23 protein-coding genes and 1 tRNA gene are annotated in these 25,116 nt (G+C 58.6%); 17 read left to right on the top strand and 7 right to left on the bottom strand.

The genetic code is table 11. From position 1 onward, the window contains the following. Positions 1–23 precede the first annotated feature (23 nt). Complete coding sequence (locus D882_RS0100810) at positions 24–2,033, bottom strand: acyltransferase family protein (RefSeq protein ID WP_027921481.1); 2,010 nt, start codon at positions 2,031–2,033, stop codon at positions 24–26. A gap of 109 nt (positions 2,034–2,142) precedes the next feature. Here D882_RS0100810 and D882_RS0100805 point away from each other — a divergent pair, with 109 nt between their 5' ends. From D882_RS0100805 to D882_RS0100795, 3 genes are read left to right on the top strand one after another with little or no spacing between them, the layout of a single operon-like run. Further along, the gene (locus D882_RS0100805) at positions 2,143–2,694 is read left to right on the top strand and encodes a glycoside hydrolase family 19 protein (protein WP_027921480.1); all 552 of its coding nucleotides are present in this window, start codon (positions 2,143–2,145) and stop codon (positions 2,692–2,694) included. Beyond that, a complete protein-coding gene (locus D882_RS01000000130710) occupies positions 2,691–3,221 on the top strand; it encodes a DUF2514 family protein (protein WP_032833371.1) in 531 nt (176 codons plus the stop codon). The genes D882_RS0100805 and D882_RS01000000130710 overlap by 4 nt, the downstream gene beginning before the upstream one ends. Positions 3,222–3,273: 52 nt before the next feature. Beyond that, positions 3,274–3,573, top strand: a complete 300-nt coding sequence (locus D882_RS0100795; protein WP_027921478.1) for a hypothetical protein — start codon at positions 3,274–3,276, stop codon at positions 3,571–3,573. A 296-nt stretch (positions 3,574–3,869) separates the two neighbouring features. On the opposite strand, the gene D882_RS1000000131595 is transcribed toward D882_RS0100795, so the two are convergent. Beyond that, positions 3,870–4,265, bottom strand: a complete 396-nt coding sequence (locus D882_RS1000000131595; protein WP_050590122.1) for a hypothetical protein — start codon at positions 4,263–4,265, stop codon at positions 3,870–3,872. Between the two features lie 161 nt (positions 4,266–4,426). Here D882_RS1000000131595 and D882_RS0100785 point away from each other — a divergent pair, with 161 nt between their 5' ends. From D882_RS0100785 to D882_RS0100775, 3 genes are all read left to right on the top strand, one after another. Then, complete coding sequence (locus tag D882_RS0100785; protein ID WP_027921477.1) at positions 4,427–4,645, top strand: hypothetical protein; 219 nt, start codon at positions 4,427–4,429, stop codon at positions 4,643–4,645. 211 nt (positions 4,646–4,856) lie between these two features. Further along, positions 4,857–5,153, top strand: a complete 297-nt coding sequence (locus D882_RS0100780) for a DUF2513 domain-containing protein (RefSeq protein ID WP_027921476.1) — start codon at positions 4,857–4,859, stop codon at positions 5,151–5,153. A gap of 49 nt (positions 5,154–5,202) precedes the next feature. Beyond that, positions 5,203–5,278: transfer RNA gene (locus tag D882_RS0100775), tRNA-Met, on the top strand. A gap of 319 nt (positions 5,279–5,597) precedes the next feature. Here the strand turns inward: D882_RS0100775 and D882_RS0100770 are convergent. Both D882_RS0100770 and D882_RS0100765 read right to left on the bottom strand, forming a co-directional pair. Continuing rightward, positions 5,598–6,713, bottom strand: coding sequence for a Gfo/Idh/MocA family protein (locus D882_RS0100770; RefSeq protein ID WP_027921475.1), 1,116 nt, complete (start codon positions 6,711–6,713; stop codon positions 5,598–5,600). A gap of 179 nt (positions 6,714–6,892) precedes the next feature. Beyond that, a complete protein-coding gene (locus D882_RS0100765) occupies positions 6,893–7,813 on the bottom strand; it encodes a MurR/RpiR family transcriptional regulator (protein WP_027921474.1) in 921 nt (306 codons plus the stop codon). 310 nt (positions 7,814–8,123) lie between these two features. Here D882_RS0100765 and iolC point away from each other — a divergent pair, with 310 nt between their 5' ends. The 11 genes from iolC to D882_RS0100710 all read left to right on the top strand — a co-directional run bounded on the left by iolC (position 8,124) and on the right by D882_RS0100710 (position 22,439). After that, positions 8,124–10,061, top strand: a complete 1,938-nt coding sequence (gene iolC, locus D882_RS0100760; RefSeq protein ID WP_027921473.1) for a 5-dehydro-2-deoxygluconokinase — start codon at positions 8,124–8,126, stop codon at positions 10,059–10,061. 149 nt (positions 10,062–10,210) lie between these two features. After that, a complete protein-coding gene (gene iolE, locus D882_RS0100755; protein ID WP_027921472.1) occupies positions 10,211–11,104 on the top strand; it encodes a myo-inosose-2 dehydratase in 894 nt (297 codons plus the stop codon). Then, positions 11,101–11,910 carry a 5-deoxy-glucuronate isomerase gene (gene iolB, locus D882_RS0100750; protein WP_027921471.1) on the top strand — a complete coding sequence of 270 codons (810 nt, stop codon included), beginning with the start codon at positions 11,101–11,103 and terminating at the stop codon, positions 11,908–11,910. The genes iolE and iolB overlap by 4 nt, the downstream gene beginning before the upstream one ends. Before the next feature lie 44 nt (positions 11,911–11,954). Beyond that, complete coding sequence (locus D882_RS0100745) at positions 11,955–13,457, top strand: CoA-acylating methylmalonate-semialdehyde dehydrogenase (RefSeq protein ID WP_027921470.1); 1,503 nt, start codon at positions 11,955–11,957, stop codon at positions 13,455–13,457. A gap of 25 nt (positions 13,458–13,482) precedes the next feature. Next, the gene (locus D882_RS0100740; RefSeq protein ID WP_027921469.1) at positions 13,483–14,304 is read left to right on the top strand and encodes a TIM barrel protein; all 822 of its coding nucleotides are present in this window, start codon (positions 13,483–13,485) and stop codon (positions 14,302–14,304) included. A gap of 136 nt (positions 14,305–14,440) precedes the next feature. After that, entirely contained in the window at positions 14,441–16,372 is a 1,932-nt protein-coding gene (iolD, locus tag D882_RS0100735) for a 3D-(3,5/4)-trihydroxycyclohexane-1,2-dione acylhydrolase (decyclizing) (RefSeq protein ID WP_027921468.1), read from the top strand. Positions 16,373–16,412: 40 nt separating this feature from the next. After that, on the top strand, positions 16,413–17,423 hold the full coding sequence (locus D882_RS0100730; RefSeq protein WP_027921467.1) for a Gfo/Idh/MocA family protein: 1,011 nt from the start codon (positions 16,413–16,415) through the stop codon (positions 17,421–17,423). 63 nt (positions 17,424–17,486) lie between these two features. After that, on the top strand, positions 17,487–18,539 hold the full coding sequence (locus tag D882_RS0100725; protein WP_027921466.1) for a Gfo/Idh/MocA family protein: 1,053 nt from the start codon (positions 17,487–17,489) through the stop codon (positions 18,537–18,539). A gap of 154 nt (positions 18,540–18,693) precedes the next feature. Further along, positions 18,694–19,620 (top strand): sugar ABC transporter substrate-binding protein, encoded by a 927-nt coding sequence (locus tag D882_RS0100720; RefSeq protein ID WP_027921465.1) that lies wholly within the window; start codon positions 18,694–18,696, stop codon positions 19,618–19,620. Between the two features lie 70 nt (positions 19,621–19,690). Next, positions 19,691–21,256, top strand: a complete 1,566-nt coding sequence (locus D882_RS0100715; RefSeq protein WP_027921464.1) for a sugar ABC transporter ATP-binding protein — start codon at positions 19,691–19,693, stop codon at positions 21,254–21,256. A 160-nt stretch (positions 21,257–21,416) separates the two neighbouring features. Continuing rightward, entirely contained in the window at positions 21,417–22,439 is a 1,023-nt protein-coding gene (locus D882_RS0100710) for an ABC transporter permease (RefSeq protein ID WP_027921463.1), read from the top strand. 74 nt (positions 22,440–22,513) lie between these two features. Here D882_RS0100710 and D882_RS0100705 read toward each other — a convergent pair whose 3' ends face one another. From D882_RS0100705 to D882_RS01000000130700, 3 genes are read right to left on the bottom strand one after another with little or no spacing between them, the layout of a single operon-like run. Further along, on the bottom strand, positions 22,514–22,915 hold the full coding sequence (locus D882_RS0100705) for a hypothetical protein (protein WP_027921462.1): 402 nt from the start codon (positions 22,913–22,915) through the stop codon (positions 22,514–22,516). After that, entirely contained in the window at positions 22,912–23,274 is a 363-nt protein-coding gene (locus D882_RS0100700; RefSeq protein WP_027921461.1) for a P-II family nitrogen regulator, read from the bottom strand. The genes D882_RS0100705 and D882_RS0100700 overlap by 4 nt, the downstream gene beginning before the upstream one ends. Further along, the gene (locus D882_RS01000000130700) at positions 23,271–25,055 is read right to left on the bottom strand and encodes a DUF1538 domain-containing protein (protein ID WP_032833370.1); all 1,785 of its coding nucleotides are present in this window, start codon (positions 25,053–25,055) and stop codon (positions 23,271–23,273) included. The genes D882_RS0100700 and D882_RS01000000130700 overlap by 4 nt, the downstream gene beginning before the upstream one ends. Positions 25,056–25,116: the final 61 nt, after the last annotated feature.

The raw sequence follows: 25,116 nt of genomic DNA, 5'->3' as shown, positions 1-25,116 counted from the left end.
AGCCGGGCTTTTTGTTTATTGCCTCAGGGTATCAAGATGCCCGGAGCATTGATCTTCGCCCACTCCACAAATACCTCTGCGAGCTTACCGCTCGCGAACTCAGAGAAGTGACTGTACTCGTCTCGGAAAAGCGGCATATTGTCGATGACCAATTTGCAGCTCTTATCGTCGCAATACAGTTGGTTCGGATCAAAGAACTTCGCATCTGGATGGCGCTTGGTAACGCTATCAACCAATGGCTGGAAACTCTGGTGAATTTCATCAAGTTTCGCGCGATCTAGTTCGCAGGCAATGAGAGGTGCCTTCAGTGGGCGCGGGAAGCAACCTTTGATTTCAAACTGCGCCCTGACGTGGGGATAGAACACGATCACTTTTACGCCGCGTCGCTCCAGCTGGTCTATGTATTCATTGAGCACTTCAATGTTTTCCGCGTCCACATTCGGCCGCAGACCACTGAAAATCACGTATTTCACCGTACCAGATTCATCAATAACCTTGTCGGCTAGATCCCTCTGGTGCTTCACCCGATTTCCTGCGCAAGGATTTTTGTCTACCGGGATACTTTCCTCTGGCAGCACCGGCTGAGATGGATCGCAAGATCCCATCGAGACGATGTTGTTTTTGCTGGTGGCCGGATTGGAGGCAATCCCAGCGTACAAGTGATTCGCGAAGCTGGTGCCCAAAATCAAGAGCGTCGGTTTCTGATCGTTGTTTGCCATGCAGAACCACCAGAGGTAGTCAGACGACTCCTTCAGTGGGTATTTGTTGAGGCAGATATCATTTTTCATGTACTTCCACAGCGGCCCGACAAACTGCGAGTTCACTCGCTCAGCGTCCTTGATCAGGGCGCGATTCGGCAGGCCGGCATGGCTGTAGGTGAGGTATCCAGCAATGCCGGTCACCACCATAAAGCCGATCAGCACAGCGGTTTTTTTGGTCCCGCGGCCACCGGTGCGAAGTGGACGCTCAACGAAGCGGTAGGTGATCAAGGAAAGCACAATGGCCAGCAACACTGCGAGACAGCGGACCGTGACAGATGGCACTGCGCTTTCAATAATTCGCGCGAACGTCAGCAACGGCCAGTGCCAAAGGTATAGCGGGAAGCTGATGAGGCCGAACCATACGAAAACGCGGTTCGACAGAATGACTCGGTTGAACCATGCGCTCGGTCCAGCAGCGATAATCAGTGCCGCGCCAGCGGTCGGCAGAATCGCCCACCAGCCGGGGAATTTGTCGGCTTTGGTGATGACCGCAAAGGCTACTGCCAGGCAGGCTACACCGATGATTGACTGTATGTTTCTCAGAACCAGGCTGCTTTCAGCCCTCCAATTCGGAAATATCTTGTCCTTGTTCATGGTCATATAGGCTAGGAACGACCCGACCAGCAGCTCCCAAAACCGAGTTTGCGGTGAGTAGAACGTCCCGACAGAGTCTGATTGAATGAATGCAATATTCAGTGCAAATGAGATCGCTGCCGTGATAACGACGAGCAATAGAGCGTTCAGTCTGACTTTCCATGCTGCCCACAGGAGCAGAGGCCAAATAAGGTAGAACTGCTCTTCAATCCCAAGGGACCACAAGTGCAACAGAAGCTTCGTCTCCGCAGTGTTGTCGAAGTATCCAGCCTCTCCCAACAATACGAAATTTGAGAGAAACACCGATCCGCCTGCGATATGTTTCCCCAACTGCATATATTCATCTGCAAGTAGGGTGAACCAACCGAATACCCAACTTGCGGCCAAAACCAACAGTAGCGCGGGAAAGATTCGATTGACTCGACGGCTGTAAAACTCGCCGAAGCTAAAGCTGTTCTTCTCAAGACTACCGAAAATGATGCTTGAGATTAAGTATCCAGAGATAACGAAGAAAACATCAACGCCAACGAACCCACCATGAATAATGGAGGGAAAGGCGTGAAAGGCGACCACTGAAAGCACGGCAAGTGCGCGAAGGCCGTCAATATCCGGTCGATATTTCGGGTGGCTCAGGTGTTTATCAATCGCTGGCATCGCCGCGGCAGATGTGGAAGTCATTGTTGTGTGAGGCTCCATGTGACAAAAGCCCATGCTGGGCGCCGCGTATCCTACCAGTACATCCGACCATTACCGCCATTGAGCGGTTTTTTTTCGCTTGGAGTTGAGCATGCCCATCACTGCGCAGCAACTGCTGCTGATCCTTCCGAGCGCCGGCAAGCAAGCCGGCGTTTTTGCGTCTGCGCTGAACCTGGCCATGGATCGGTACCAGATCAACACCCACCTGCGGATGGCTGCCTTCATCGCCCAGGTGGGGCATGAATCAGGCCAATTCCGCTACGTGAAGGAACTCGGCGGAGACCAGTACCTGAGCAAATACGACACAGGTGCGCTGGCTCAACGGCTGGGCAATACGCCAGAGGCTGATGGCGACGGGCAGAAGTACCGCGGGCGCGGCCTCATCCAGATCACCGGACACGACAACTATTTGGCCTGCAGCAAGGCGCTGTTCGGAGATGACCGATTGCTGCGCACGCCTGAGCTACTGGAGCAGGCCGAGTGGGCTTGCAAGTCGGCGGCCTGGTTCTGGAATTCTCGCAACCTGAACGCGCTGGCTGATGCCAAGGATTTCAACGGCGTCACCCGGCGCATCAATGGCGGGCTGAATGGATTGGCCGAGCGACTGGCTTTCTACGCCGCCGCACTGAAGGTGCTGGCATGAACGCGATCCTGCTCCGGTTTCTTCCTTATATAGCTGCGCTCGCATTGGTGGCCGGCGCGCTGTTCGGCGCCTATCACCATGGAGTGACTGTCACGGATGCCAAATGGCAGGGTGAGTGGAATGCTCGCGACACCCGAGACGCTGCTGCGAAGGCCAACAACGAAGCCGCCGAGCGCACCAGAGAGCAAGCCCGTCAACAATCCATCAACAAGGCAATCCAGAATGGCCAACAGATCATTGATCAAGTCACTGCTGATGCTGCCACTGCTCGCGCTTCTGCTGACAGCCTGCGCGGGGCAGCCGACAAACTTGCCGCTCGACTCGCAGCCAGTGAAGCCAGCGGCAATTCCTGCACTGCCGCCGCAAGCAAGGCAGCTGCCCACGCCGCAGTTTTGCTTGCCGACGTGCTCAAGCGGGCTGACCAAAGAGCGGGCGAACTGGCTGATGCTGCTGACCAAGCCCGCGCTCGGGGAGTGACCTGCGAGCAGGCGTATGATGGATTGATCCGATCGTCAGCGATTAATTGAAGATTCATCCATTCAGCCTGATACTGTTTATTTATCCAGTATTGGGCGAGCAATGTTTTTCATTATTACCCGCATGAGAGAAAAGGGAATTGCCAGAGATTGGAAGGCGATCAGGCAGACGGTGGGCATTCGGGGTGACATCAACATCCGCAACCAGATGTGCGAGTTGCTGAATAGGACGAGCGACATTGCCGAGATCCGTCCGCAGGGGATGCCACTTGACGCAGTGCCGCTTCCGCCGTTGCTTGACGCGCGGCTATCGGGAATGGCGACCAACGCTTTCACGCTGAGCGGCTTGGAGGAAATCGACGGCTGCCTGTATGCGCAGTCCTGGTGGTGCAGGGAGGTTTGATTGTGTTTTGGTCGGCAGAACGCCGGTAGATGGGGCCGAAATGGCTCAGTGACTTTTCGAGTGACTTTGTAAAACGTGGTTGCGCACTGTTGGGCATCGTTGCAGCGAGCTCCAAGCGCGAAGCCTTGTATTTGGCGGGTTCCAGCGATCTAAGCTTGCATGGGGTGCTAGGGGTCGAGTGTTCGAATCACTCCGTCCCGACCATATAATTCAAGGGGTCGCGAGATTTTATCTCGCGACCCTTTTTTGTTTTAGACGTTTTTACCCCTACAAACGACTGGCTCTGGGTGGAATCTTCAGCGGATACCGAAGCCGGAATCGGTCTCTGCGCTTTGGCCCTCAGTTTGATAAGCGAGTTGCCGACGGTTACTAAAGATGAGTTTGCTATCGCTTACTTTCCACAAATATATGCATAGCGAGGCAACACAAGTTCCAACGTCGACATCATCGGTGTACTGACTAAGCTTGAGCTCAAACTTCAGACTACCGGTGGTCCAGCTGTATTGGTGACCCTTAATCAGACCGCGATAGTCCGACTCGCTCGACAAGTACCAGCACTTATCGGTTTCGGCGTAAGCCACCCATTTTTGGAGCGTGACTGTCAGGCCTTCCGGTCCGATCGTATCGACGTATCGACGTATCGACGTATCGACGTATCGGAGATGGTCAGGGCCTGGATTTTTGTTTTCCATGGGCAATACCTGTCCTTTGCCTCCATAGCGGCTGGCTTTTGAAGGAGAGGGATAAAGCTGACCAGTGGTCAGACTGTATGAATTATCTGAGGTGACCGTACTCGACCGTTCGAGGAGCGGCTGTTTCTCAATGGCGGTGAGTTCCGCCCAGGAGAAAGGCAATGGCTTCTATTGACGACTTCAGATTTGAGTCGCACCAGCTTCTATTAGAGCTTGACGCTGCCACCATGGGAATGATGACGCTGGTTTCATCTAGGTGTGTTTCAGGTCCCGAGTGGGATGCTGCAAACAAGAGGCAGCACGAAGCCTATAAATGCTGGGATGCCTTTATGAATGCCCCGCTCATCGCCGGCACCAACAATCTCCCGCCTGCTATCTGAGCGACTCATTCAGCGAATGGCGCTGACGTTTAAGGGGGAGGGATTTAAGGTTTCGTGTGGACGTCGAGAAGGTGCTCGACTTGATTCGACTGCATAAGTAGCGCGAAACGCACACGACACCCTGAACCCGGCCACTGCGTCGGGTTTTTTTATGGGGGCTCCATTCCCTGACTATTCTCATTTGACCTGAAACGGCAGAGGGAATTTACATATGAAGCGGAATTGGAATTACATCAAGGCACTTCTTGAGCAAGTCGAGCAGGCAAATAGAAAAGGAATTCTTCAAGAGCATGCTCTGAACGTAGTGTATGGTCACGACACTCATGACCAGGTCAAAAAGGAGCAGGCGACCCATGCACTCCAGCTCATCGTCAAGGAAGCATTCGTGGAGAGCACCGTGGACGCCTCAGGCGTGGAGACTTTGATCTCGCTCACATGGCGAGGCCATGACCTGCTTGATGACATGAGAGCGAACGTCGCCAAGTACGAATTCAAGCACTTTCATTAAGTCTCCTCCTACTAAGCCTCGCCATCGTGCGGGGCTTTTTCGTTTCAGATGCGTGGTAGAGCAGCGGTCAGCTTGTCGGGCTCATATCCCGAAGGTCGATGGTTCGAATCCATCCCTCGCAACCAATCCACTGCAGCCAGGGCAGCCTCACGGAAGGCTTGGACACTGATAAGCCGGCAATCGCAGTGCTACGACAAAACACCGACAGCCCGCGCATACAGATCTGACAGTGCTTTCTGAGTGGCGCGAGACTGAATCAGCGAGATTGATGCAATAGGGTGTCGACGTTAGGAAGTCGTTAGCTCGCCATCATAGGTTCGAATCACTCCGTCCCGACCCTATATTTAAAAAGGGTCGCGAGATTTTATCTCGCGGCCCTTTTTTATTTTCAGTGTCCCGTACTGATAGAAAAGCTGCCGCCATTTAGCGCAGCCTTTTCAGCGATCACAGCTCGCTGATACTGACCCAGCGCTGGTCCCGTGCCGCCAGTCGAATCGCCGTCGCCAGTCGCTCCACTTCAAAGGCTTGCTCGAAATCAGTGCCGGCTTGTCCGTGCCCGGCCAAGGCCATGATCAGCTCATGCACTTCCAGCGTCTTCAACTCGTTGTAGCCCAGCTGATGCCCCGGCGCCGGACTGAACGCTGCGTAACCGGGCAGGTTCGGCCCGGCCAATAAACGCTGGAATCCGTCTTGCCCGGCGCGGTACAGGCGTAACTCATTCAAACGTTCCTGATCGAACGCAAGGGTGCCTTGTGTACCACTGATCTCGAAGCTCAGATGATTCTTGTAACCGTGCTTGAGCCAACTGCTGCTGAAGGTACCGCGCGCACCGCTGGAAAAGCGCAGCAAGGCATGAGTCTGATCATCGACAGCAATGTTACGCGGTTCCAGGCTACCGGCCGTGGCCGGGCGCTGACGATGCACGGTCTGGGAATCGGCGCACACTGCTTCGACAGTGCCGAGCAGATGGCGCGCCATGGCGAGCAAGTGGCTACCCAGATCGGCCAGGGCCCCGCCGGCATGTTCGGCCTCACAGCGCCACGACCAAGGGGATGCTGGATCGGCCATGAAGTCTTCGCTGAATTCGCCTTGAAAGCAGATGATCTCGCCGAGACTGCCGTTCAGTATCAGTTCCCTTGCCAGGCCGATGATCGGGTTGTGCTGGTAGTTGTAGCCGACACGCGTGACGACGCCTGCATTCTTGGCTGCCAGGTGCATGGCATTGGCTTGTTCAAGGTTCACCGCCAGCGGCTTTTCGCAGTACACCGCCTTGCCGGCGCGAATAGCGGACATCGCCATCGGGTAGTGCAGGTGGTTGGGTGTGGTGATGGCGATCAGGTTGACCTTGGGATCATCGACCAATTGCTGCCAGTCGTCATAGGCGTGCTCAAAGCCCCAGGCGGTGGCGCATGCTTGCGCACGAACGGGGTCGGCGTCGGCCAGGGCGGCGAGGTGAAGCGTGAAGGGCAGTTCGAATGCCGCACTGACGTTACGAAACGCCAAGGCATGGGCACGACCCATGAATCCCGTGCCGATAAGTCCGATTCCGAGTTCGCGCATGACAGATCCTTTGGATTCTTGTTTTCAGAGATCCAATTAATAGAATATTTATTCCTTTTTATCAATTTATGAAAATAATATTTACATCAGGCTGCTGGATCGCAGCCAGTGATTGGGCGCAGTGGGTTCGGTTCTGCCTCGACAGCCGCTGCGCGCGGAGCCAAACGTCAACGTCTCGGTCAGTCGTCGAACCCGACCTGCTCGTGAATATCGTCGACCTTCAACTCCAGTCGATAGGCCACGGCGATAAACAGCGCCTGGCACAGGCACAGGGTTGCACTCAATGAACGGAACGCAAACGAACTGCCTTCGTTGACGAGCAGAAGAGTGTTGGCGCGCTTGGCCAGGGGAGAGAGATTGCTGTCGGTGATGATCAGGGTTTTCGCCTGTTGATGCTGGGCGATGCGCAGGCAGTGCTGCGTCTCCTTGCCGTACGGCGTGAAGCTGATGGCGATCACCAGGTCATTGGCGCGCACGCTGCGCATTTGCTCGCGGTAGCTGCCGCCGAGTCCCGAGACCAGGTGGATGCGCTTGTTGGTGTGTTGCAGGTTGTAGACCAGGTAATCGGCTACCGCGAACGAACGGCGCACGCCGACCACGTAGATGTTGTCGGCATTCACCACCATGTCCACGGCCTTGTCGAAGGCCTGATCATCAAGTTCCAGCCCCAGTCGTTCGATGCCCGACAGGGTCGCATCGATGCACTCGCGCGCCAGGTCGCCGCCGCTGGCTTTCTGCGATTTGTTGGCGATCATGCTGCGAATGCGCTGCTGGTAGTTCTGCACCGGCGTGGTTTTGTGGGTATACGCCTCACGGAACAACGCCTGCATTTCACTGAAGCCGCTGAAGCCGAAACGCTGGGAAAACCGCACGATGGCCGACGGGTGCACTTCGCATTCGCGGGCGATGTCGCTGATGCGGTCGACCATGATCCGGTCGCTTTGCTGGCTCATGTAACTGGCGATGCGTTTGAGCTGGCGCGGCAGGCTGTCGTATTCATTGGTGATCAGCTGCAGCAGACGCTCGGCATTGATCGGGGGGCTGGCGAAATCGCCCTCGGGCGTGCTCTCGGTCGATGCCGGCTGATCGGTGCGGGACATAGGGAATCCTTCAGGCTTGTTCTTATAGGGACGATGGTTCACCTCGTCCCCTGACAATAGGTTGGCTGTGCGCAGTCTACAGGGTAGGCCCGAACAAAATCATGAGCTTGCGGCCATGTGAAGCTTGCTGAATCGATGCACTGCCTCTGGAACGCTCGTATCAAAGTTTATTGGAAAAAATATTCCATGTAAAAAATATATAGAATAATTATTGATATTTCGGTCCCGTACGTTCTAGTCTGCATCCACCAAGAGTGTTCGGCGCGGCCATCGCCTCGAACACAGGCTGATAAAAATAACAGGAGCCAGCATGGGCCAGACTCGTTTTGCCAGTGGACGTCGGTTGGATCTGATTTGTCTGGGGCGCCTTGGCGTCGACCTTTATTCGCAGCAAATCGGGGCGCGGTTGGAGGATGTGAGCAGCTTCGCCAAGTACCTCGGTGGATCGTCCGCCAACATCGCTTTTGGCACGGCGCGCCTGGGTATGAAATCGGCGATGCTGAGCCGGGTGGGTGACGATCACATGGGCCGCTTTTTGGTGGAATCTCTGGCCCGCGAAGGTTGCGACGTCAGCGGCATCAAGGTCGACCCGGAGCGCCTGACTGCCATGGTCCTTCTGGGGCTCAAGGATCGCGAAACGTTTCCCTTGGTCTTCTACCGCGAAAACTGCGCCGACATGGCACTGCGGGCCGAAGACATCAGCGAAGCCTTCATCGCATCCAGCAAAGCGCTGCTGATCACCGGCACCCATTTCTCCACAGACGGCGTGTACAAGGCGAGCATCCAGGCGCTGGATTACGCCGAAAAGCACAACGTCAAACGGGTGCTGGACATCGACTATCGCCCGGTGCTTTGGGGCTTGGCGGGCAAAGCTGACGGCGAAACCCGTTTCGTCGCCGACCAGAACGTTAGTCAGCACGTACAGAAAATTCTCCCGCGTTTTGACCTGATCGTCGGCACTGAAGAAGAGTTTCTGATTGCTGGCGGCTCCGAGGATTTGCTCACGGCATTACGTAATGTCCGGCGGCTGAGCGCTGCGACCCTGGTGGTCAAGCTCGGCCCGCAAGGTTGCACGGTGATTCACGGGGTGATCCCGGAACGTCTCGAAGACGGCGCCATTTATCCGGGTGTGCGAGTGGAGGTGCTCAATGTGTTGGGCGCTGGCGATGCCTTCATGTCGGGCTTCCTTGCCGGTTGGCTGGAAGATGCCAGCGATGAGCGCTGCTGCCAGTTGGCCAATGCCTGTGGTGGTCTGGTGGTCTCCCGCCACGCTTGCGCCCCGGCCATGCCGACCCGCGCCGAACTCGACTATCTGTTTAACAGTCCGGTGCCGATAACCCGGCCTGATCAGGATGAAGTGTTGCAACGTCTGCATCATGTCAGCGTGCCGCGCAGACAGTGGAAGCAGTTGTTCATTTTCGCCTTCGATCATCGTAGGCAACTGGTGGAACTGGCGCACAAGGGCGGGCGCGAGCTGAGCGCCATCGGTGAACTCAAGCAACTGTTTATCAAGGCCGTGGAGCGCGTCGAAACCGATTTGCGCAAGCAAGGCATCGAAGCCGATGTCGGGTTGTTGGCTGATCAACGCTTTGGCCAGGACTCGCTCAACGCCGCCACCGGTCGCGGCTGGTGGGTCGCTCGCCCGGTTGAAGTACAAGGCTCGCGGCCATTGGCTTTCGAGCATGGTCGTTCCATCGGCAGCAACCTGATCGCCTGGCCGCAGGAACAAATCATCAAGTGCCTGGTGCAATTTCACCCTGACGACGAGCCGTTGCTGCGACTGGAGCAGGAAGCACAGATCAAGGGTTTGTATCAGGCCTCCCAGGTCAGCGGTCATGAACTGTTGCTGGAAATCATCCCGCCCAATGATCATCCGTCGACCCATCCGCATGTGTTGTATCGCGCCCTCAAACGCCTTTACAACCTGGGCATTTACCCGGCCTGGTGGAAGATCGAAGCGCAGAGCGCCGAACAGTGGCAGCAACTCGACGAGCTGATTCAGGCGCGTGATCCGTATTGCCGAGGCGTGGTGTTGCTGGGCTTGAATGCGCCGGCCGCAGCATTGGCCGAAGGGTTTCAACAGGCCAGCAAGAGCCAGACTTGCCGTGGTTTCGCCGTCGGCCGAACGATTTTCCAGGAGCCGAGCCGCGCGTGGATGGCGGGTGAAATCGACGATGAAACGCTGATCCGTCAAGTGCAGGACACGTTTGTAGAGCTGATCGATGCCTGGCGCACAGCCCGAAGCTGAACATTTTCAATGTGCGAACACTGAACCTGTGGGAGCGAGCTTGCTCGCGATGGGGCCTTCAAACGCACCAAGAGCAACGCGAGCAAGCGCGCTCCCACAGGGTTTTGTGTCGCTCTTACTGGTTAGAAAAAACAATAAAAGGTGCAGCCATGCCCGCTATTCGAATTGGCATCAACCCGATCTCCTGGAGCAACGACGACCTGCCATCCCTCGGTGGCGAGACGCCGCTGAGCACCGCGTTGAGCGAAGGCAAGGAAATCGGCTACGAAGGTTTCGAACTCAACGGCAAGTTCCCCAAGGATGCCAAAGGCGTCGGTGACGTGCTGCGGCCGTATGACCTGGCGCTGGTGTCCGGCTGGTATTCCAGTCGTCTGGCCCGTCGCTCGGTGGCCGAAGAAATCGACGCCATCGGCAGCCATGTCGAGTTGTTGGCGAAGAACGGCGCCAAGGTGCTGGTATACGGCGAAGTCGCTGACTCCATTCAAGGCCAGCATATCCCGTTGGTCGAACGCCCGCAGTTCCACACCGAGCGCGCCTGGCAGGAATACGCCGACAAGCTCACCGAACTGGCACGTTTCACCCTGTCCCAAGGCGTGCGCCTGGCCTATCACCACCACATGGGTGCCTACGTCGAATCCCCGACCGACATCGACAAACTGATGGCGCTGACCGGCAGTGAAGTCGGTCTGCTGTTCGATTCGGGGCATTGCTACATGGGCGGTGGCGAACCCTTGCAGGTGCTGAGCAAACACATCAAACGCATCTGCCACGTGCATTTCAAGGACGTGCGCAAGCCAGTGGTGCAGTTGGCGCGCAACAACCTTTGGAGCTTCCCGGACTGCATCATCAACGGCACGTTCACTGTGCCCGGCGATGGCGATATCGATTTTGGCGCTTTGCTCGACGTACTGCTGGCCGCCGATTACCACGGTTGGCTGGTGGTCGAAGCCGAGCAGGATCCAGCGGTGGCGCCGAGTTATGCCTACGCCAAAAAAGGCTACGACACCCTGCACGCACTGCTCGACGAGAGGATTGCACTATGAGCCTGCTGGTCAAAAGCAATGCCCGTGGCCGGACCATGGTCGAGCTGGGCAAAGGTGAGCTGGAATACGTCGGCTTCGCCGCTTACCGCTTGAGCCTGGGCGAAACCCTGCCGGTGTCGGCCGGTGATAAAGAGCTGTGCCTGGTGCTGCTCAGCGGCCGGGTCAGCATCAAGGGTGAAGCGCCGGGGCAGGGCGCATTCGACTGGGATAACATCGGTGATCGTCAGTCGGTGTTCGAAGACAAATCCCCCTTCGCCGCATACTTGCCACCGGGCAGTCAGGCGCAAGTGGTCGCGCTCAGCGACGTGCAAATCGCCGTGTGCGCCGCGCCCGGTTCAGTGAGCAACGGCCTCGGCCCACGGCTGATCAAACCTGACACCATGAAGCGCAGCGTGCGCGGCAAAGACGCCAACACCCGTTACGTCTGCGACATTCTGCCGGACACCGAACCGGCCCATTCGCTGCTGGTGGTGGAAGTGCGTACGCCGTCGGGTCACTCCTCAAGCTACCCGCCGCACAAGCACGACACCGACGATTTGCCGCACCAGAGTTTTCTCGAAGAAACCTATTACCACCAGATCAACCCGCCCCAGGGCTTCGTATTTCAGCGGGTGTACACCGATGATCGCAGCATCGATCAGGCCATGGCCGTGGAAAACAGCGACCTGGTGGTCGTGCCGAAGGGGTACCACCCGGTCAGCGTTCCGTACGGCTATGAGTCGTATTACCTGAACGTGATGGCCGGACCGAAACGTGTCTGGCAGTTCCATAACGATCCGCAGCACAGCTGGCTGCTGGATCTCTGAACCAGACAGCCTGAATTCCAACTTCTGCACGGAGAACACGATCAATGAGCAATGCCCCGATCATCGGCCATTACATCCACGGTCAAGTGCTGGACAGCAGCAGCGAACGGTTCAGCAACGTCTTTAACCCGGCCACCGGCAGCGTCCAGGCGCGCGTCGGGCTGGCCAGCCAGAAGACCGTAGACGAAGCCGTCGCCTCGGCCCTGAAAGCCTTTCCGGGCTGGTCCGAACAGTCGTCCTTGCGCCGTTCTCGGGTGATGTTCAAATTCAAGGAATTGCTCGACCAACATCACGATGAGCTGGCAGAAATCATCAGCCGCGAACACGGCAAGGTGTTTTCGGACGCCAAGGGCGAAGTCACCCGGGGCATCGAAATCGTCGAGTACGCCTGCGGTGCGCCGAACCTGCTGAAAACCGAGTTCAGCGACAACATCGGCGGCGGCATCGACAACTGGAACCTGCGTCAGCCGCTGGGTGTGTGCGCCGGCGTCACGCCATTCAACTTCCCGGTGATGGTGCCGCTGTGGATGATCCCGCTGGCGCTGATCACCGGCAACTGCTTCATCCTCAAGCCGTCCGAGCGCGATCCGTCCGCCAGTGTGCTGATGGCCCGCCTGTTGAGCGAAGCCGGTTTGCCCGATGGAGTGTTCAACGTGGTCCAGGGCGATAAAACCGCGGTCGACGCCCTGCTGCAGCACCCGGACATCGAGGCCATTTCCTTTGTCGGTTCGACACCGATTGCCGAATACATTCACCAGCAAGCCACCTCGCGTGGCAAGCGTGTGCAGGCACTGGGCGGGGCGAAGAATCACATGATCGTCATGCCCGATGCCGATCTGGATCAAGCAGCGGATGCCCTGATCGGCGCGGCTTACGGCTCGGCCGGCGAGCGCTGCATGGCGATTTCGATTGCCGTGGCAGTGGGCGATGTCGGCGACTCACTGATTGCCAAACTGCTGCCGCGCATTGATCAGCTCAAAGTCGGCAACGGTCTGAAGGGTGACAGTGACATGGGGCCGTTGGTGACGGCCGAGCACAAGGCCAAAGTCGAAGGTTTCATCGACGAAGGCGTAGCCCAGGGCGCACAGTTGATCGTCGACGGTCGCCACTTCAAGGTGCCAGGCGCCGAGAACGGCTTCTTCGTCGGCGCGACGCTGTTCGACAACGTCACGACCGAGATGAGCATCTACCAGCAGGAAATTTTCGGACCGGTGCTGGGCATCGTACGGGTGCCGGATTTCGCCAGCGCCGTCGCGTTGATCAACGCCCACGAGTTCGGCAACGGCGTGTCCTGTTTCACCCGCGATGGCGGCATCGCCCGTGCCTTCGCCCGCACCATCAAAGTCGGCATGGTTGGGATCAATGTACCGATTCCGGTGCCGATGGCCTGGCACTCGTTCGGCGGCTGGAAACGCTCGCTGTTCGGCGATCACCACGCTTACGGCGAAGAGGGCATCCGCTTCTACAGCCGCTACAAAAGTGTGATGCAGCGCTGGCCTGACAGCATCGCCAAGGGCCCTGAATTCAGCATGCCGACGGCCAATTGATACACCTGTGCGGAGAATAACAACAATGAGCAAACCCCTGCGTTTCGCCCTGAACCGTATGGTCGCCCCACGCTTGTCCCTGCCGGCATTCATCGAGTTGGCGGTGGCCCTCAAGGCCGACGCCATCGAAATTCGCAACGACCTTAAAGGGGTCGAGATCGAGGACGGCACGGCCCCCGAGCGCGTCCGTGAATTGTGCGCGGCCAAAGGCGTTACCGTGCTGTCGATCAACGCGTTGTATCCATTTGATGTTTGGAATGACGAGCGCCGTGCGCAGGCCCTGAAACTGGCGGCTTATGCCCGTGATTGCGGCGCGCAAGGGTTGGTCATGTGTCCGCTCAACGACCGTGCCGATCCGCGTACCGAGGCCGCACGCGCTTCAGGGCTGCGCACGGCGTTGACTGAACTGGCGCCGATCCTGCGTGAACACGGCATTGTCGGTTTCATCGAGCCGCTGGGGTTCGAAGAGTGCTCGCTGCGCCGCAAGCGCACAGCGGTGGACGCGATCAAGGCCATCGGCGGGCTGGATGTGTTCCGTCTGGTGCATGACACCTTTCATCACCACTTGGCTGGCGAACATGAATGCTTCCCCGAGCTGACCGGGCTGGTGCACATCTCCGGCGTCGAGGATGCCGAGGCCCCGTTGGCGACCATTCGAGACGGTCATCGGGTGCTGGTGGGCGAGGGCGACATTCTTGGCAACGCGGCGCAAATCGACGCTTTGCTCAGCAGCGGTTATAGCGGCTACCTGTCGTTCGAACCGTTTGCCGACAGCGTCCATGGCCTGGCGGATATCCAGCAGGCGATTGGGGCGAGCATGGATCACCTGCAAAAAACCCTGGCCTGAGGCCAACGCGGATCAAATGTGGGAGCGAGCCTGCTCGCGAAAGCGCTGTGTCAGGCGACATCGATATTGACTGTGCCGCCGCCTTCGCGAGCAGGCTCGCTCCCACAGGGTTTCTTCGTTTATTGAAGGATCGGTTATGACTACGACACGACTGACCATGGCCCAGGCCCTGGTGAAATTCCTCGATAACCAGTACATCGAGGTCGATGGGGTTCAAAGCAAATTCGTCGCCGGGATCTTTACCATTTTCGGTCACGGCAACGTGCTGGGCCTGGGACAGGCCCTGGAGCAGGACAGTGGCGACTTGATCGTCCATCAGGGCCGCAACGAGCAGGGCATGGCCCACGCGGCGATCGGCTTTGCCAAGCAGCACCTGCGGCGCAAGATCTACGCCTGCTCGTCATCGGTAGGCCCGGGGGCGGCGAACATGCTGACGGCCGCTGCGACGGCGACCGCCAACCGCATTCCCTTGCTGCTGTTGCCCGGCGACGTTTATGCCTGCCGCCAACCGGACCCGGTGCTGCAACAGATCGAGCAGTTCCACGACCTGAGCATCAGCACCAACGACGCGTTCAAGGCCGTGAGCAAATACTGGGACCGCATCAACCGTCCCGAACAACTCATGACGGCGGCGATCCACGCCATGCGCGTGCTCACCGATCCCGCTGAAACCGGCGCGGTGACCCTGGCCTTGCCACAAGATGTGCAGGCCGAGGCCTACGACTATCCTGATTACTTCCTGCAAAAGCGCGTGCACCGCATCGAGCGTCGTCCGGCGACTGAAGCGATGCTCGGTGATGCGCTGGCACTGTTCAAAGGCAAGCGCAAGCCGCTGATCATTTGCGGCGGTGGGGTTCGTTACTCCGGCGCCAATGCGGCCTTGCAGGCGTTTGCCGAGCGCTTCGATATTCCTTTCGCCGAAACCCAGGCCGGCAAAAGTGCGGTGGTGTCCAGCCACCCGCTGAACGTCGGCGGGATCGGTGAAACCGGCTGCCTGGCGGCGAATCTGTTGGCCAGGGACGCGGATCTGATTATCGGTGTCGGCACCCGCTACAGCGATTTCACCACCGCGTCGAAATCCCTGTTCCAACACCCGGACGTGCAATTTCTCAACCTGAACATCAGCCCTTGCGATGCCCTGAAGCTCGACGGCGTGCAACTGCTGGCGGACGCCAAAGTCGGTTTGCAAGCCCTGGCTGAAGCCTTGGGCGATTACCGCTCCGCGTGGGGCGACCAACCGCATCTGGCCAAGGCGCAACTGGACGAAGAAGTCGACCGGATCTATCAGGTCGAATACCAGGCGAAAGATTTCGTCCCGGAAATCAACGACCACATGGACCCGGCCGTATTGCGTGAATTCATCGAGCTGACCGGTTCCTGCCTGACCCAGAGCCGCGTGCTCGGCGTGCTTAACAAAACCCTGGCCGACGACGCGGTGATCGTCGCCGCGGCCGGCAGCTTGCCCGGGGACTTGCAGCGCAGCTGGCGCAGCAAGGGGGTGAACACCTATCACGTCGAGTACGGTTATTCCTGCATGGGTTACGAGGTCAACGCCGCCTTGGGTGTGAAGCTCGCCGAGCCTGAACGAGAGGTCTACGCGCTGGTTGGCGATGGCTCTTACATGATGCTGCATTCTGAACTGGCGACCTCGATCCAGGAGCGCCGCAAGATCAACGTGGTGCTGCTCGACAACATGACCTTCGGTTGCATCAACAACCTGCAGATGGGCAACGGCATGGACAGCTTCGGCACCGAGTTCCGGTTTCGCAACCCGGAAACCGGCAAGCTCGACGGCGGTTTCGTGCCGGTGGATTTCGCCATGAGCGCGTCGGCCTATGGCTGCAAGACCTACAAGGTGAACACGGTCGAAGCGCTGCAAGCCGCATTGGCCGATGCGCGCTTGCAGACCGTGTCGACGCTGATCGACATCAAGGTCCTGCCCAAAACCATGATTCACGGCTACCTGTCGTGGTGGCGGGTCGGCGTGGCGCAAGTCTCCACCAGCGCCCGCACCAATGCCGCGGCCAAGACCCTGAACGAACGACTGGCCAAGGCCCGTCAGTACTGATTGCCCTGAAACGCACAACAACACATCTAGGAGTCTTTTCATGTCTTTGAAGCTTGGAGTCATCGGCACCGGGGCCATCGGCCAAGACCATATCCGTCGTTGCAGTCAAACCTTGCTTAACAGCCAGGTCGTTGCCGTCACCGACATCAACTTGCAACAGGCCGCCAATGTGGTGTCCGACCTGAAGCTGACTGCCGAGGTCTATCCCGACGGCCACGCGCTGATCAAGGCGCCGGAGGTCGAAGCGATCCTCGTCACCTCCTGGGGACCGAGCCACGAAGAGTTTGTGCTGGCGGCGATCGCGGCGGGTAAACCGGTGTTTTGCGAGAAGCCGCTGGCGGTCACCGCTGCAGGCTGCCGCAAAATCGTCGAGGCTGAAGTGGCCCACGGCAAGCGCCTGGTTCAGGTCGGTTTCATGCGTCCCTATGACGAAGGCTATCGGGCACTCAAAGCCGTGATCGACAGCGGTCAGATTGGTGAGCCATTGATGTTGCACTGCGCGCACCGCAACCCGACCGTGGGTGAAAACTACAAGACCGACATGGCAATCACCGACACGCTGATCCATGAGCTGGATGTGTTGCGCTGGTTGCTCGATGACGACTACGTCTCGGTGCAGGTCGTATTCCCGCGCAAGACCAGCAAAGCCCTCGCGCACCTGAAAGACCCGCAGATCGTATTGCTGGAAACCGCCAAGGGCACGCGCATCGACGTGGAAGTGTTCGTTAACTGCCAATACGGCTACGACATCCAGTGCGAAGTGGTGGGGGAGACCGGCATCGCCAAATTGCCGGAGCCTTCGCAGGTTCAATTGCGCAGCGGGGCGAAGCTGTCCAACGCGATTCTGATGGACTGGAAGGATCGGTTTATCGCCGCGTATGACGTGGAGTTGCAGGCGTTCATCGATGGCGTACGCGCCGGGCAGGTGGGGGGGCCGTCAGCGTGGGACGGGTTTGCAGCCGCAGTCGCTGCAGATGCGTGCATCGAGGCGCAGAACAGCGGGGCGATCGTCAACGTGGCTCTCCCTGATCGCCCGCACTTCTACGGCTAACCGGCCTCCCTGTAGGAGCAAGCTCGCTCCCACAGGGTCCGCGTTCTATAAGGAGAATATTCCATGCGTATCGGACTTGTCGGTTACGGCCATGGCGGCCGGTTTTTCCATGCTCCGCTGATCAGCAGTTTGCCGACGGCGACGTTTGTGGGGGTGGTCACCCGTTCGCCTGAGCGCCGACAGTTGCTGGCGGCCGAGCACCCTGGGGTGCCAGCGTTCGACAGCATCGGCCAACTGGTGGAGGCCGGGATCGATGTGCTGGTGGTGTCCACTCCGCTCAAGGGGCGTCCGGCGCTGGTACTCGACGGCATCGAACACGGTGTGGCAGTGGTCAGCGACAAACCGTTTGCCGCTGACGCGCAGCAAGCGCAAACCCTGATCACCATGGCCGAGCGCCAGGGCGTGCAACTCAGCGTCTACCAGAACCGTCGCTGGGACTCGGACTTCCTGACCGTGCGCAAACTCATCGAATCCGGTGCGTTGGGCCAGGTCACCCGTTTTGAATCGCGGATCGAACGTTACTCACCACAGGCGGTGAACAACGGCAGTGGCGGCGGCTTCCTGCGCGATCTGGGTAGCCACCTGGTGGATCAGGCGTTGCTGTTGTTCGGCCCGGTAACAAAGGTCTACGCCGAACTGGAGTACCTGGAAAAAGGCCAGGTTTTCGATAACGGCTTCTTTGTGTCCCTGACCCATGCCAGTGGCGTGACCTCACACTTGGGCGGCAGTTGCCTGCAAAGCACTCCCGGCCCGCGCTTTCGGGTGACCGGCACCCAAGGCTGTTACAGCGTTGATGGCCTGGACGGGCAAGAAGCATTGGCACTCGCCGGGCTCTCGCCAAAGTCCGAAGGTGAACGTTGGGGGGTTGAAGAGCATCGCCGCTGGGGCTGGTTTGAACAGGGCGAACGGCGCGAACGGGTTCCGTCCGAACGCGGTTGCTGGAATCAGTTCTATTTACAGCTGCAAGCCGCGCTGCACAGCGGTGGCCCGCTGCCTGTGGACGCCTATGACGCACTGGCGACCACCCGCGTGCTAGACGCTGCGCGACTGAGTTTCGAGCGGCATCAAGTGGTGGAGTTGAGCCCGTTCAAGCGTCATGGAACAAAATCAGAATAAAATTCTAAAATGAGTTGATATGGAAATTATTTTCCAATAAAGTCATTTTCAGCGACCTGCCTCGCGACCCGTTTCAACCCTTTGCGCTTGCCTGCTTACTGAAATCGTCACGCCTCATCCATAAAACCAACAAGAATGTGGAGAAAGACTTTTCATGAAGACCAAGATCCGCTTTGCCTCTCTTGCCTTGTCCCTGATGTTCGCCAGCGGCGCGGCGCTCGCCGATATGAAAATCGGCGTCAGCATGTCCCAGTTCGATGACACCTGGCTGACCTACCTGCGCGAATCCATGGACAAAAAAGCCAAGTCCTATCCCGAGGGCGTGCAGTTGCAATTCGAAGACGCTCGCAGCGACGTGGTGAAGCAACTGAGTCAGGTAGAAAGTTTCATCAGCCAGAAGGTTGATGCCATCGTGGTCAACCCGGTGGATACCGCCGCCACCCGGAAAATCACCGAAGCCGCCGTCAAGGCCGGCATCCCGCTGGTCTACGTCAACCGCCGCCCCGATGATCTGAAGCTGCCCAAAGGCGTCGTGACTGTCGCCTCCAACGACCTGGAGGCCGGGGAAATGCAGATGCAGTACCTGGCTGACAAGATGGGCGGCAAGGGTGACATCGTGATTCTGCTGGGCGACCTCGCGAACAACTCCACCACTAACCGCACCAAGGGCGTCAAAGACGTACTGGCCAAATACCCGAACATCAAGATCGAGCAAGAGCAGACCGGTACCTGGTTGCGAGACAAGGGCATGACCCTGGTGAACGACTGGCTGACCCAGGGCCGCAAGTTTGACGCGGTCATCGCCAACAACGACGAAATGGCGATCGGTGCCGCGATGGCACTTCAACAGGCTGGCGTCGACAAAGGCAGCGTCCTGATCGCAGGTGTCGACGGTACGCCGGACGGCTTGAACGCGATCAAGAAAGGCAACATGACGGTGTCGGTGTTCCAGGACGCCAAGGGTCAGGCCGACGGCTCCATCGACACCGCCGTGAAAATGGCCAAAAACGAGCCGGTTGAACAGGCCGTTTGGGTGCCGTACCGCTTGATCACCCCGCAAAACGTCGACACGTTCAAATAGCCCGTCCGTTCAATAACAACAATAAATACGCAAGGTTGCGACCGCGACCTTGCTGATGGAGTACCTGATCATGTTCGCTTCAGCGACTGCTTCGAGCCCCCCGTTGGTGGGTATCCAGCCAACTGCAACACCTGTCGATGAGCCGTACCTGCTGGAGATCATCAACGTCAGCAAGGGGTTTCCCGGTGTGGTGGCCTTGTCCGATGTGCAGCTTCGGGTACGCCCCGGTTCTGTCTTGGCCCTGATGGGCGAAAACGGCGCCGGCAAATCCACCCTGATGAAAATCATTGCCGGCATCTACCAGCCCGACGCCGGTGAACTGCGCCTGAAGGGCAAGCCGGTGGTTTTTGAAACGCCACTGGCTGCGCTCCAGGCCGGGATCGCGATGATCCATCAGGAACTCAACCTGATGCCGCACATGAGCATCGCCGAGAACATCTGGATCGGCCGTGAACAACTCAACGGTTTCCACATGGTCGACCACCGGGAAATGCACCGCTGTACGGCGAAACTGTTGGAACGCCTGCGGATCAACCTTGATCCGGAAGAGCAGGTGGGCAACCTGAGCATCGCCGAGCGGCAGATGGTCGAAATTGCCAAAGCGGTGTCCTACGACTCCGACGTCCTGATCATGGACGAACCGACTTCGGCCATCACCGACAAGGAAGTCGCCCACCTCTTTTCGATCATTGCCGACCTCAAAAGCCAAGGCAAAGGCATCATCTACATCACCCACAAAATGAACGAAGTATTCGCTATCGCCGATGAAGTGGCGGTGTTCCGCGACGGCGCCTACATAGGCCTGCAGCGGGCCGACAGCATGGACAGCGATAGCCTGATTTCGATGATGGTCGGTCGTGAGTTGAGCCAGTTGTTTCCAGTGCGTGAAAAGCCGATTGGCGATCTGCTGCTTTCAGTGCGCGACCTCACGCTGGATGGCATCTTCAAAGGTGTCTCTTTCGACCTGCATGCCGGGGAAATCCTTGGCATTGCCGGGTTGATGGGCTCCGGCCGGACCAACGTTGCCGAAGCGCTTTTCGGGATTACCCCAAGCGACAGTGGCGAGATGCGTCTCGATGGCGAGGTGGTGCGCATCAGCGATCCGCACATGGCGATCGAGAAGGGCTTCGCCTTGTTGACCGAGGATCGCAAGCTCAGCGGCCTTTTCCCATGCCTCTCGGTATTGGAGAACATGGAAATGGCGGTGCTGCCGCACTACGTCGGCCACGGCTTCATCCAGCAAAAAGCCTTGCGGGTCTTGTGCGAAGACATGTGCAAGAAGCTGCGGGTAAAAACCCCCTCACTGGAGCAGTGCATCGATACCTTGTCGGGCGGTAATCAACAGAAAGCCTTGTTGGCGCGCTGGCTGATGACCAACCCACGCATCCTGATTCTCGACGAGCCGACCCGCGGTATCGATGTCGGCGCCAAGGCCGAGATTTACCGCCTTATCTCCTACCTCGCCAGCGAAGGCATGGCCGTCATCATGATTTCCTCGGAGCTGCCGGAAGTGCTCGGCATGAGCGACCGGGTAATGGTCATGCACGAGGGCGACCTGATGGGCACCCTCGACCGCAGCGAAGCGACTCAGGAACGAGTGCTGCAACTGGCCTCGGGAATGTCCCCGTGTCATTAAATCAAGGGTGAGCACGGTTTCTGTGACGAGGGGGGGGGCTCCCGCCGGGGTGCCAAGCGGCCCCAATGTCTCGGATTGACCGTAGAACTGGCGAGCGCTGCGCACTCGAACGGGAGCAAGTTCCCTCGCCACACTGATTTCATTTGAAGGGTGAGTGGTTATGAACGCGATACTGGAAAACAAACCGGCAACCGCACAGGTCAAGAGTCGCCGGCGCTTTCCGACCGAGCTGAGCATCTTCCTGGTGCTGATTGGCATCGGCCTGGTGTTCGAGATTTTCGGCTGGATCGTGCGCGACCAGAGCTTTCTGATGAACTCCCAGCGGCTGGTATTGATGATCCTGCAAGTGTCGATCATCGGTCTGCTGGCGATTGGCGTGACTCAGGTCATCATCACCACCGGTATCGACCTGTCGTCTGGTTCGGTGCTGGCCTTGTCGGCGATGATCGCGGCCAGCCTGGCGCAGACCTCTGATTTTACTCGGGCGGTATTCCCGTCGCTGACTGACTTGCCGGTGTGGATCCCCGTAATTGTCGGGCTCGGTGTCGGACTGCTGGCGGGGGCCATCAACGGCAGCATCATTGCGATCACCGGGATTCCACCGTTCATTGCCACCTTGGGCATGATGGTCTCTGCCCGTGGCCTGGCGCGTTACTACACCGAAGGCCAGCCGGTGAGCATGCTATCGGATTCCTACACTGCCATTGGTCATGGCGCGATGCCGGTGATCATTTTTCTGGTAGTGGCGGTGATCTTCCACATCGCACTGCGCTACACCAAGTACGGTAAATACACCTATGCCATCGGTGGCAACATGCAGGCGGCGCGGACGTCCGGTATTAACGTCAAGCGCCATCTGGTCATCGTCTACAGCATTGCCGGGTTGCTGGCAGGACTGGCGGGCGTGGTGGCTTCGGCCCGTGCTGCCACTGGGCAGGCCGGGATGGGCATGTCCTATGAGCTGGACGCGATTGCCGCAGCGGTCATCGGCGGGACCAGCCTGGCGGGCGGGGTTGGACGCATCACCGGCACGGTCATCGGCGCACTGATTCTTGGCGTGATGGCCAGCGGGTTCACGTTCGTCGGCGTCGATGCTTACATCCAGGACATCATCAAGGGCTTGATCATCGTGGTCGCAGTGGTCATCGACCAATACCGCAACAAGCGCAAACTCAAGCGCTGAAATGGACTGCGAACAGCGGGAGCCTGTTCTGGCTCTCGCTTCCCAATACCCCGATCGTTGATCGATTGGGGGGGTTATTGGCGCTCCGAGCGAATGGGTATCGCTCCTTGCTCTTCCGCTACTCCCTCAGGCATCGCCACTGCCGTAGCGAAATTTAACGCCGTCATGTACATCAACCCTCTGCCAGGCTCGGTCAGCCTGGCGTTTACGCATATGAAGTCGAACACCTCTTCAGCCTGGGCTACTTCCACCACCACATTGACTACCCGGGTGAGCACCGCCTCTGGCACTTCGTCGCGGGGTGCTTTGGCGGCCTGCAGTATGGCCACACCTCGGCAATTGACGCTGTCCGCGCGGGTAATGCCATGTGTCTCTCGCAATAGCTGCAGCAGCGTGCGCTCAGTGCCATCGTCGGGCAACACGCAGGTAATGAGTTTTGCAGCCCCACCCGGTACGCCTGCGACCGCCAGACTCACGAGGCATTCTCCTGTTTCAGCATCTCGCGGGGGATGTAGGTCGCGACTTTTTCCACGGGGGTCGCATAGATCATTCCAGCTCCGGGAACATTCAAATTGGCCGCATGATAGATCGCCTCCAGTACCGCATCCTGGTAGTCGGCGGCGACCAGCAGGCTCACTACTTCCTTCTCCGCATCGATGGCGATGCTGAGCAGGCCGAGTCGCTCACGGGGGCCGATCCCGTTGGCGTGGTAGACGATGGCACCTGGCGCGCCCATGCCCTGGGCCGCACGGATCACCAGATCTGCGCGCCCGACGGGGACAATGCAGGTGATCAGTGCAACGTCAGTGAGGTAGGTAATTCCTTCAGCTTTCATCCTGCTTCTCCCGTGCCCATTAATTGCTTCGCAGGTTGTTCCGCGGCGGCCTTTGTCTGTCTCCACAATTGGAAACGCGCCCACTGTCCGAGGAGCATGACGCTGATGACCGGGCCGACGGAGGCCATGCAAAGAATGCCGAAACCCTCGACGGCGTTGGTCGCATTGCCCAGTCCCAGGCCCATGGCCAGAACGAGCGGAACGGTGATCGGCCCCGTGGTGACACCCGCGCTATCCCAGGCCACGTTGACAAATTCTTCGGTCGAAAAAATCGTCAGTACCACCGCGAACAGGTAGGGCGGCACCACCAGCCAGACCAGTGGCAGGCCGAACACCAACTTGGCCACACCCACGGCAATGCCGCAGGCGACACCTATCGATACAGCACGGATAAGGCCGCGCTTGCGGATAAAACCGTTGGTCAGTGTCTCGGCGGTGACGCCGAGCGCATTCAGCGCGGGTTCGGCGACGGTCGCCCCATACCCGAGCACCCAGGCGAAAACCAGGGCCAGTACCAACCCCACCTCATACCGGTAGAGCGGGGAGTCGTCCGAACCCGGCGTCTGCATGAAGGCCGCTGGAATCAGCGAGCCCGCACTGCCTCCCAGCTTGGACAGGCCATAGGTCAGACCGAGATTAAACAGGCACATGCCCACCACAGTCAGGGCGATGCCGAGGAAGATCTCGCCGCGCCGTGGCAGGCTTTGGCGCAGCAGCAGTTTCAGGACGATCAGCAGGAATATCACCAGCGGCACGATGGCCCGCAACCCGGAAACGATCTCCAGTCCGGGGCTGACGGTGTGCCAGTCAGCCGCCAGTTGTCCGGCGCTGGCCGCCGCGTGCGCCGCGGCGATGATGTCTGCCGGCGAAGAGATGGCCGCGACGTACAGGCCCAGCAGCATGACGCCGATCACGGGAAACAATGAGGCGAGGGTGACAATACCGAATCCGGACAGCCCGGAACCGCCCTTGCCGGCAGCCGCCGCGATGCCGATGCCCAACGCCAGCACCAGCGGGACAGTGACCGGCCCGGTGGTGACCGCGCCGGCATCCCAGGCCAGGCCGATAATCTTTGCCAGCTCAGGATCACTGCTCATGTACACCGTCAGCAGCAGAACGGGCGCCAGTGACAAATAGATCAACGGCTTCAGGCTCCAGCCGTAGAGGAAGCGCAGCGTGCCGATGACAGCTGCCAGACCGACACTGGCCCCCACCACCAGAACCAGTGCGCTGGTCCATTGATTGAGGATCGCCCAGAGGTAGGGCGCGCGCTCTGCCGAAACGTTCTGCCCGGCGGCGCGCAGCGCACCGATAGCGGGCTCGGCGAACGTCACCCCGATGCCCAGCAGCAGGGTCACCAGCAACACCACTGGCAGCGATAACTTGCGCGGAAGGTTGCTGCCGATGATTTCGCCGAAAGGCATCAGGCCAAGTTTCAGGCCTTCCATGAACAGCATCAGTCCGACGATGACGGCGAACAGGCCTGCCGTGACAAGCACCGAGTCCTCAACCAACTGGCGCAGGATGATGATCTGAAACAGCACCAGGTACAGGGCCAGCGGCACCACGGCGCTAAGCTGCTCCATAAAACGGACATTGAGATAAGGCTTGAGGATGGCGGCGATCTCGCCGCCACGTAATTTCACTGCTTTGTGAGGGGCGGCCTGCCAGTGGCCATCGGCATCGCGAACCGGTGCGCAGACCAGTTCACGCATGGGGATTTCGCGGCGACCTGCTCCGATCTTATGCAAGTATTCGGCGTAGCGAATGGTGTCTTTCATAGAGTCATCTGTTGAGGTTGATCTACGGGTGTTCGACCATCAGGCGGTCTCGTCTTTGTCG

It is taken from the genome of Pseudomonas sp. URMO17WK12:I12, assembly GCF_000514395.1.
Classification (GTDB): domain Bacteria; phylum Pseudomonadota; class Gammaproteobacteria; order Pseudomonadales; family Pseudomonadaceae; genus Aquipseudomonas; species Aquipseudomonas mucoides.
Note: the sequence above shows the minus strand (reverse complement) of the source record. Positions and strands in the feature narration are given on the sequence as shown.